Origin of the sequence: Dolichospermum sp. LEGE 00246 (genome assembly GCF_015207865.1) — a bacterium.
GTDB classification, from domain to species: domain Bacteria; phylum Cyanobacteriota; class Cyanobacteriia; order Cyanobacteriales; family Nostocaceae; genus Dolichospermum; species Dolichospermum heterosporum.
Genome location: NZ_JADEWA010000349.1, coordinates 1 through 5,817, shown reverse-complemented (window position 1 = coordinate 5,817; position 5,817 = coordinate 1). Strand labels below are relative to the sequence as shown.

The window sequence follows — 5,817 nt, the reverse complement described above, 5'->3', positions numbered from 1 at the left end:
AAATCAATTCACAAAAAGGACGGTTACGAATATGGAAAATCAAAGATTTGTTAATTGCTCAACTGTCCCTTTCATTGTTTGTGCTGGCGCACAAAATTACTCAAGGGACGTTTCACAATTAACCCTCCATTCCTCCCATCACCAAACTGAGTACAGTTTTGGTGGGGGTCTCCTGGAGGTTTAGATGAAGAATCACAAGCAATCCTGTTAGAGTCAGTCGGTACTCATGATGAAGTTTACTAACTGTGATAATTGGATTAGAGCGATCGCTTTTTGGGGTATGGAGGGCGATAGCGAAGCGCTGCTGCAAGCAGTTCGCTTTTTGGGGATGTGGAGGGGTGCGATAGCGTTCGCGGAGCGTCCCGGAGGGAACTAGCGCTGCTGCAAGCAGTTCGCTTTTTGTGGATGTGGGAGGGCGTAAGCGTTGCGCTCCGTAGGAATCGCTTTTTTGGGGTGATAGGTGCGATCGCTTGTAATAATGTTAGAATTACTGCGTCTAAAATTTAATTATATGTATGGAATTTGAATGGGATACACAAAAGGCAAAATCTAATTTATCTAAACACAACGTTTCATTTGAAGAAGCTCAAACAGTTTTCGATGATCCACTCTATGTTGATTTTTATGATCCGGATCATTCTGAAGACGAACATCGTTATATTATTATAGGAGAATCATCAAGAAGTCGGATTTTGCTGGTTTCTTATACAGAAAGAGAGGATAAAATTAGAATTATTAGTGCAAGACTTGTGACAAAACAAGAATTAAAAGCTTATCAAGAGGGTTAAAACAATGGAAGATGAACTTAGAGATGAATATGATTTAAAAAGTTTAAAAGTTAGAAAAATGGGAGCTAAACGAACAAATTTTGGTAATACAATCATTAAATTAGATTCAGATGTTGCTGAATTATTTCCTAATGCTGAATCTGTTAATGAAGCTTTACGATTTTTGATTAGAATTACTAGAGAAAATAAAGCTATATTTTAATTGTTCGCTTTTTGGGGATGTAGGGGTGCGATAGCGAACGCGAGTGCGTCCCGGAGGGAACTAGCGCTGCTGCAAGCAGTTCGCTTTTTGGGATGTGGGGGGGCGATAGCGAAGCACGACCTAAAAATCATTTGCTAAAATAGAAGTAACTTAAAGTTACAGGAAAAACAAATAAATGATCACATTAGAAATGGCGATCGCTAAAATTAAGCAATTACCTCTTGAACAGCGCAATGAAGTAATTAAATTTATCGAGTTTTTAGAATTTAGGGCAGGAAACATTGATCTTATTTCCCAAGAAACAAAAACTACAAAGAATTACCCACTGAGAGGTAAACCTATTACCATTGTTAGTGATTTTGATGAACCTATGCCTGAACTTTGGGAAGCATTAGAGACTTCCAAGAAATAAATTATCCTAAGAAACGAACCACAGAGGCACAGAGTACACAGAGAGAGAATTTCTGCATCAGTTTTGGGACATTTTTTTATTTGGAAGTCTCTTAGCGGAATGATTTTACTAGATACCCATATTTGGCTATGGTTACTTCACGATCCTAGTCAACTATCGCAAGTAGCACAAGCAGCTATTGAAAGTGAAGAATCTCAAAATGGCTTATTAGTTTCCGCTATTTCTGTTTGGGAAGTAGCAGTTAAATCTAGTGTCGGTAAATTAGTTTTGCCTTTACCCATTGATGAATGGTATCAGTTAGCGCAAACTCATTCAGGTATAATCATAGAACCTTTATCATCCATAGATGCAATTGCCAGTACACAGTTACCAGACGATTTTCACAAAGATCCAGCAGACAGAATTTTAGTTGCTATTGCAAGACGTTATGAAATTCCCCTTGTTACTTGTGATGCCACAATTTTAAATTATCCCCATATAAAAACAATTTGGTAAGTATGCGATCGCTTTTTGAGATGTGGGAGGGCGATAGCGAACGCGAGTGCGTCCCGGAGGGAACTAGCGCTGCTGCAAGCAGTTCGCTTTTTAATGAGGAGATTAAAGCCGATATAATGACAGTAAAGCAGTATGGGAAAAAAGCTATGATTCAAACCTTAGATGCTCTCTTTGATGGTGCAGTCCTTCTTCCTGAAGTACCTTTAAACATCAAATCAGGTACGCGAGTTCGGATTATTGTTGAAAGTCTGTTACCAGATGAAAAACCAAAACCAAAAACATTCTTGCAAACTGCCAAATCTTTAAATTTACAAGGTAGGCCAGACTGGTCAACCAATATAGACCAGTATTTGCATGAGGAAAATATCTCGGAAAATGAATGAAATTTTTTTAGATACATCTTTTGCGATAGCTTTATCTGCAATTACAGATCAAAATCATGCCAGAGCAGTTGAGCTTGCTGAACAAATTGAAGCTCAAAATTCTTATCTCGTTACAACTCAAGCAATTTTACTAGAAATTGGTAATGCTCTTTCTAAGAAAAGATATAGAACCGCCGCAATCCAACTGCTTGAATCGCTAGAATCAGACCCAAATATTGAAATAGTTCCTCTAACTAATGAACTGTACGATGCTGTCACAAAACTTCAAAGAGAACGATACCATTAAATTAAAATAAGTCAAACTAATTAAGTACAGCCATGAAAATATCAGCATTCCAGAAAGCTATTGAGTCAGTCGAAATTTTATCAATAGAAGATCAAGAAATATTACTTAACCTTCTGCAAAAAAGACTGCACGAAGCAAAAAGAACCAAACTATCTCAAGAAATTACAGAAGTTCGTCAGGAATTTTATGAAGGAAACTTTCAATTTGGTTCAGTTAATCAATTCTTAGGAGAACTTGATCAACCATGAACATCGCTTGGACTCCTAAATCATTGCGTTCTTTTAAACGTCTAATCCGAAAAGATCCAAATCTTCGACCTCTGATTGAACAAGCTTTATTGCAATTAGCTGAAGATCCTTTTTGTCCTAGTTTACGTACTCACAAACTAAAAGGTGAGTTAGCTAATGTCTGGTCTTGTTCAATTGACTATAATTATCGTATTTTGTTTGAATTTTTTGAAAATACTGAAGACCAACAAGAAGCTATTTTGTTGCTCAATTTGGGAACTCATGATGAAGTATATTGATACGAAAGTGCGTTAGCAAAGCGCACTGAAGGTATCGCTTTTTGGGATATGGAGGGCGATAGCGAACGCGAGTGCGTCCCGGAGGGAACTAGTGCTGCTGCAAGCAGTTCGCTCTTTGAGGATGTGTGGAGTGCGATAGCGAAGCGCTCCGCAGGAATCGCTTTTTGGGGTATGAGAGGGCGATAGCAAAACGCGACTTAGAAATCACTGCTATAATACAAACAGATACTCTTTTTTGGGAGAAAACATTATGGAATTAGTAACCTTAAATCAATCAGGATATCTGCAAATTCCTGAAATTATTAGACAACAGTTAGGTTTAAATAATGAATCAAAACTATCTTTAGAAGTTCAAGATGGAAAACTAATTTTAAACCCTATCAAAGAAGAACCATCACTTTATTACGAAGGTCATGTATTAGTCTCTGATGTAGAATTATTAACAGATGCTAATACAATAATTGAAGAACTCAAAAATGAAAGAATGAATCAAGTAATTTCATGGTAAGAATATTATTTGATACATCTGTTTTAGTCGCCGCTATTTTAGTTAAACATCCTCAGCATTTTCCTTGTTGGTCATGGCTAGAAAAGGTGAAAATATCACAAATAGAAGGATTTATTGTCACTCATACCTTAGCCGAATTATTCTCAGTTATATCTTCCTTTCCATCTCAACCTCGTTTTTCACCTCAAATCACTCAGAGGCTTATTCAAGAAAATCTAAAAGAATTTCAGATTATTTCTTTAACTGAAGATGATTATTATAAAGCCATAGAAAATATGGTCAATTTAGGGTTTACTGGGGGTGCAATTTATGATGGTTTAATCGCTTATTCTGCTCTAAAAATAGAAGTGGATAAAATCTTAACTCTTAATGCGAAACATTTTCTCCGTCTTGGCGATTCCATTGCTGAATTAGTAGAAGTTCCATCATAGAAATAGCTGATTTAAACTCAAAATTCACCATATCTAGCTATAGTAAATTATAGAGATTGGTCGCTTTTAGGGATGTGGAAAGTGCGTAAGCGTTGCGCTCCGCAGGAATCGCTTTTGGGGTGTGGTAGAGCGACAGCGTTCGCGGAGCTTCCCGGAGGGAACTAGCGCTGCTGCAAGCAGTTCGCTTTTTGGGAGGCGAGGGGAGAGCGATAGCGAAGTGCGACCTAGTAATCGCTTTTTAGAGGGTTTGGGTTAAAAACTTAGGATATAATGATTGAAGATTCAAAAGAAGAGCTAGATAGACACTGAAAAAAGACCACTCTTTCCTAATTAATCCAGTAAATCAATTCACAAAGACAGTTACGAATATGGAAAATCAAAGATTTGTTAATTGCTCAACTGTCCATTTCGTTGTTTGTGCTGGCGCACAAAATTACTCAAGGGACGTTTCACCGTTAACCCTCCATTCCTCCCATCACCAAACTGAGTACAGTTTTGGTGGGGGTCTCCTGGAGGTTTAGATGAATTACCAAGACATTATTACGATTGAATCAGGAAAACGCAGTGGAAAACCCTGTATTCGGGGAATGCGTATAACCGTGTACGATATTTTGGAATATCTAGCAGGTGGTATGACAGAAGCAGAAATTCTCGAAGATTTTTCAGAACTGACATCTGAAGATATTAAAGCCTGTCTATGTTTTGCTGCTGATCGAGAGAAAAAGTTATTTGTCGCTGCACTATGAAACTGCTATTAGATGAAAATCTGTCAGATCGGATTATTAATAAAATTATTGATCTATATCCCGATTCAGCACACGTTAAGACTTTAGCACTGATAAATACTGATGATGCACTTATATGGGAATATGCTAAAGCGAATAGTTTTGTGATTGTTTCCAAAGACTCTGATTTTCATCAACGTAGTTTACTTTATGGTCATCCGCCTAAGTTTATTTTTCTTCGTATTGGTAATAGTCCTACATCAAAAATTGTGCATATTTTGACAGATAATTTTGTCACAATCATTCAATTTGACAGCAGTGAAACAGAAAGTATTTTGGTCTTAACCTAACTTGGAGTACGATCGCCAATCTTATCGGGAGATGTAGGAGTGCGATAGCGAAGCGCGACCTAGTAATCGCCTTTTTTGAGATGTGGGGGCGCTCGGGGCAACATAAATTATTGAGAGCGATCGTTCCTGGAATGGGAGGTATAATTGGGGGGTAGAAACAGGATGCGATCGTTGTGTCATGGTGTACGTTTATGAGTGAATTATCTTTAAAAGTCCATGCTTTCTGGGATGAAGAGGCTCAAGTCTGGACTGCCTCTAGTGAAGATGTACCCGGTTTAGCAACAGAAGCTAGTTCTTTAGAAGATCTAGAGCAGAAGCTCATGATTATGATTCCAGAGCTTTTAGAACTGAATCAAGTGATATCAGGTGATTCAGGTCAAGAAATTTCAATCGTTATCATTAGTCAACGGATTAGTAAAATCCTAGTAAATGTGTGAGTGGCAAAATCATTTACTCCTGAACTCAAGAAAATCCTTGATGGAGCAGGTTGCTACTTTGAACGAAGTGGCAAAGGAGATCATGAAATTTGGTACAGTCCACTCACACAAAGAAGATTTGTGGTTGACCAATCTATCAAATCTCGGTACACGAAAAAGATCCGGGAGTTTGGTAGCCCCGTCACGAAGCGAGCGGGGTGGAAAAACGACACGAGCAGATTTATCTGCATTCAAAATTAATGTCTTTCATGGTGTGGATCGTTTATATATGCCA

General features: G+C 37.9%; 15 protein-coding genes. 14 read left to right on the top strand and 1 reads right to left on the bottom strand.

Features of this window, described 5'->3' with window-relative positions; translation table 11 throughout:
- Positions 1 to 118: 118 nt before the first annotated feature.
- On the bottom strand, positions 119 to 310 hold the full coding sequence (locus IQ228_RS19410; RefSeq protein ID WP_193964005.1) for a hypothetical protein: 192 nt from the start codon (positions 308 to 310) through the stop codon (positions 119 to 121).
- Between the two features lie 205 nt (positions 311 to 515).
- Between IQ228_RS19410 and IQ228_RS19405 the strand changes: the two genes are divergently transcribed.
- From IQ228_RS19405 to IQ228_RS26775, 14 genes are all read left to right on the top strand, one after another.
- Positions 516 to 788 (top strand): BrnT family toxin, encoded by a 273-nt coding sequence (locus IQ228_RS19405; RefSeq protein ID WP_193964003.1) that lies wholly within the window; start codon positions 516 to 518, stop codon positions 786 to 788.
- 4 nt (positions 789 to 792) lie between these two features.
- Positions 793 to 990 (top strand): hypothetical protein, encoded by a 198-nt coding sequence (locus tag IQ228_RS19400; protein ID WP_193964000.1) that lies wholly within the window; start codon positions 793 to 795, stop codon positions 988 to 990.
- A 175-nt stretch (positions 991 to 1,165) separates the two neighbouring features.
- Positions 1,166 to 1,402 (top strand): DUF2281 domain-containing protein, encoded by a 237-nt coding sequence (locus IQ228_RS19395; RefSeq protein WP_035081257.1) that lies wholly within the window; start codon positions 1,166 to 1,168, stop codon positions 1,400 to 1,402.
- A 99-nt stretch (positions 1,403 to 1,501) separates the two neighbouring features.
- Positions 1,502 to 1,897: a type II toxin-antitoxin system VapC family toxin gene (locus tag IQ228_RS19390; protein ID WP_027400996.1), complete on the top strand. Its 396-nt coding sequence runs from the start codon at positions 1,502 to 1,504 to the stop codon at positions 1,895 to 1,897.
- 116 nt (positions 1,898 to 2,013) lie between these two features.
- Entirely contained in the window at positions 2,014 to 2,280 is a 267-nt protein-coding gene (locus IQ228_RS19385; protein ID WP_228043959.1) for a hypothetical protein, read from the top strand.
- Complete coding sequence (locus IQ228_RS19380; protein WP_080683817.1) at positions 2,273 to 2,566, top strand: type II toxin-antitoxin system VapC family toxin; 294 nt, start codon at positions 2,273 to 2,275, stop codon at positions 2,564 to 2,566. Before IQ228_RS19385 ends, IQ228_RS19380 begins: the two co-directional genes overlap by 8 nt.
- Before the next feature lie 32 nt (positions 2,567 to 2,598).
- The gene (locus IQ228_RS19375; RefSeq protein ID WP_193963998.1) at positions 2,599 to 2,814 is read left to right on the top strand and encodes a hypothetical protein; all 216 of its coding nucleotides are present in this window, start codon (positions 2,599 to 2,601) and stop codon (positions 2,812 to 2,814) included.
- Complete coding sequence (locus IQ228_RS19370; RefSeq protein WP_027400993.1) at positions 2,811 to 3,092, top strand: type II toxin-antitoxin system mRNA interferase toxin, RelE/StbE family; 282 nt, start codon at positions 2,811 to 2,813, stop codon at positions 3,090 to 3,092. Before IQ228_RS19375 ends, IQ228_RS19370 begins: the two co-directional genes overlap by 4 nt.
- A gap of 250 nt (positions 3,093 to 3,342) precedes the next feature.
- Positions 3,343 to 3,600: an AbrB/MazE/SpoVT family DNA-binding domain-containing protein gene (locus IQ228_RS19365; RefSeq protein WP_027400992.1), complete on the top strand. Its 258-nt coding sequence runs from the start codon at positions 3,343 to 3,345 to the stop codon at positions 3,598 to 3,600.
- Entirely contained in the window at positions 3,594 to 4,031 is a 438-nt protein-coding gene (locus IQ228_RS19360) for a PIN domain-containing protein (protein WP_193963996.1), read from the top strand. Before IQ228_RS19365 ends, IQ228_RS19360 begins: the two co-directional genes overlap by 7 nt.
- 521 nt (positions 4,032 to 4,552) lie before the next feature.
- Positions 4,553 to 4,777 carry a DUF433 domain-containing protein gene (locus tag IQ228_RS19355; protein ID WP_027400990.1) on the top strand — a complete coding sequence of 75 codons (225 nt, stop codon included), beginning with the start codon at positions 4,553 to 4,555 and terminating at the stop codon, positions 4,775 to 4,777.
- Entirely contained in the window at positions 4,774 to 5,106 is a 333-nt protein-coding gene (locus IQ228_RS19350) for a DUF5615 family PIN-like protein (RefSeq protein ID WP_027400989.1), read from the top strand. Before IQ228_RS19355 ends, IQ228_RS19350 begins: the two co-directional genes overlap by 4 nt.
- 173 nt (positions 5,107 to 5,279) lie before the next feature.
- A complete protein-coding gene (locus tag IQ228_RS19345; RefSeq protein WP_284082136.1) occupies positions 5,280 to 5,543 on the top strand; it encodes a DUF1902 domain-containing protein in 264 nt (87 codons plus the stop codon).
- On the top strand, positions 5,536 to 5,817 hold a 282-nt coding region (locus tag IQ228_RS26775; RefSeq protein WP_228043958.1), incomplete at its 3' end, for a hypothetical protein. The genes IQ228_RS19345 and IQ228_RS26775, both read left to right, overlap by 8 nt.

What these genes read in the sequence shown, in the direction of transcription:
- IQ228_RS19370 (WP_027400993.1), top strand. Translation starts at nt 2,811, where the DNA reads ATGAACATCGCTTGGACTCCTAAATCATTGCGTTCTTTTAAACGTCTA.
- IQ228_RS19390 (WP_027400996.1), top strand. Translation starts at nt 1,502, where the DNA reads ATGATTTTACTAGATACCCATATTTGGCTATGGTTACTTCACGATCCT.
- IQ228_RS19355 (WP_027400990.1), top strand. Translation starts at nt 4,553, where the DNA reads ATGAATTACCAAGACATTATTACGATTGAATCAGGAAAACGCAGTGGA.
- IQ228_RS19365 (WP_027400992.1), top strand. Translation starts at nt 3,343, where the DNA reads ATGGAATTAGTAACCTTAAATCAATCAGGATATCTGCAAATTCCTGAA.
- IQ228_RS19385 (WP_228043959.1), top strand. Translation starts at nt 2,014, where the DNA reads ATGACAGTAAAGCAGTATGGGAAAAAAGCTATGATTCAAACCTTAGAT.
- IQ228_RS19400 (WP_193964000.1), top strand. Translation starts at nt 793, where the DNA reads ATGGAAGATGAACTTAGAGATGAATATGATTTAAAAAGTTTAAAAGTT.
- IQ228_RS19360 (WP_193963996.1), top strand. Translation starts at nt 3,594, where the DNA reads ATGGTAAGAATATTATTTGATACATCTGTTTTAGTCGCCGCTATTTTA.
- IQ228_RS19405 (WP_193964003.1), top strand. Translation starts at nt 516, where the DNA reads ATGGAATTTGAATGGGATACACAAAAGGCAAAATCTAATTTATCTAAA.
- IQ228_RS19350 (WP_027400989.1), top strand. Translation starts at nt 4,774, where the DNA reads ATGAAACTGCTATTAGATGAAAATCTGTCAGATCGGATTATTAATAAA.
- IQ228_RS19375 (WP_193963998.1), top strand. Translation starts at nt 2,599, where the DNA reads ATGAAAATATCAGCATTCCAGAAAGCTATTGAGTCAGTCGAAATTTTA.
- IQ228_RS19395 (WP_035081257.1), top strand. Translation starts at nt 1,166, where the DNA reads ATGATCACATTAGAAATGGCGATCGCTAAAATTAAGCAATTACCTCTT.
- IQ228_RS19380 (WP_080683817.1), top strand. Translation starts at nt 2,273, where the DNA reads ATGAATGAAATTTTTTTAGATACATCTTTTGCGATAGCTTTATCTGCA.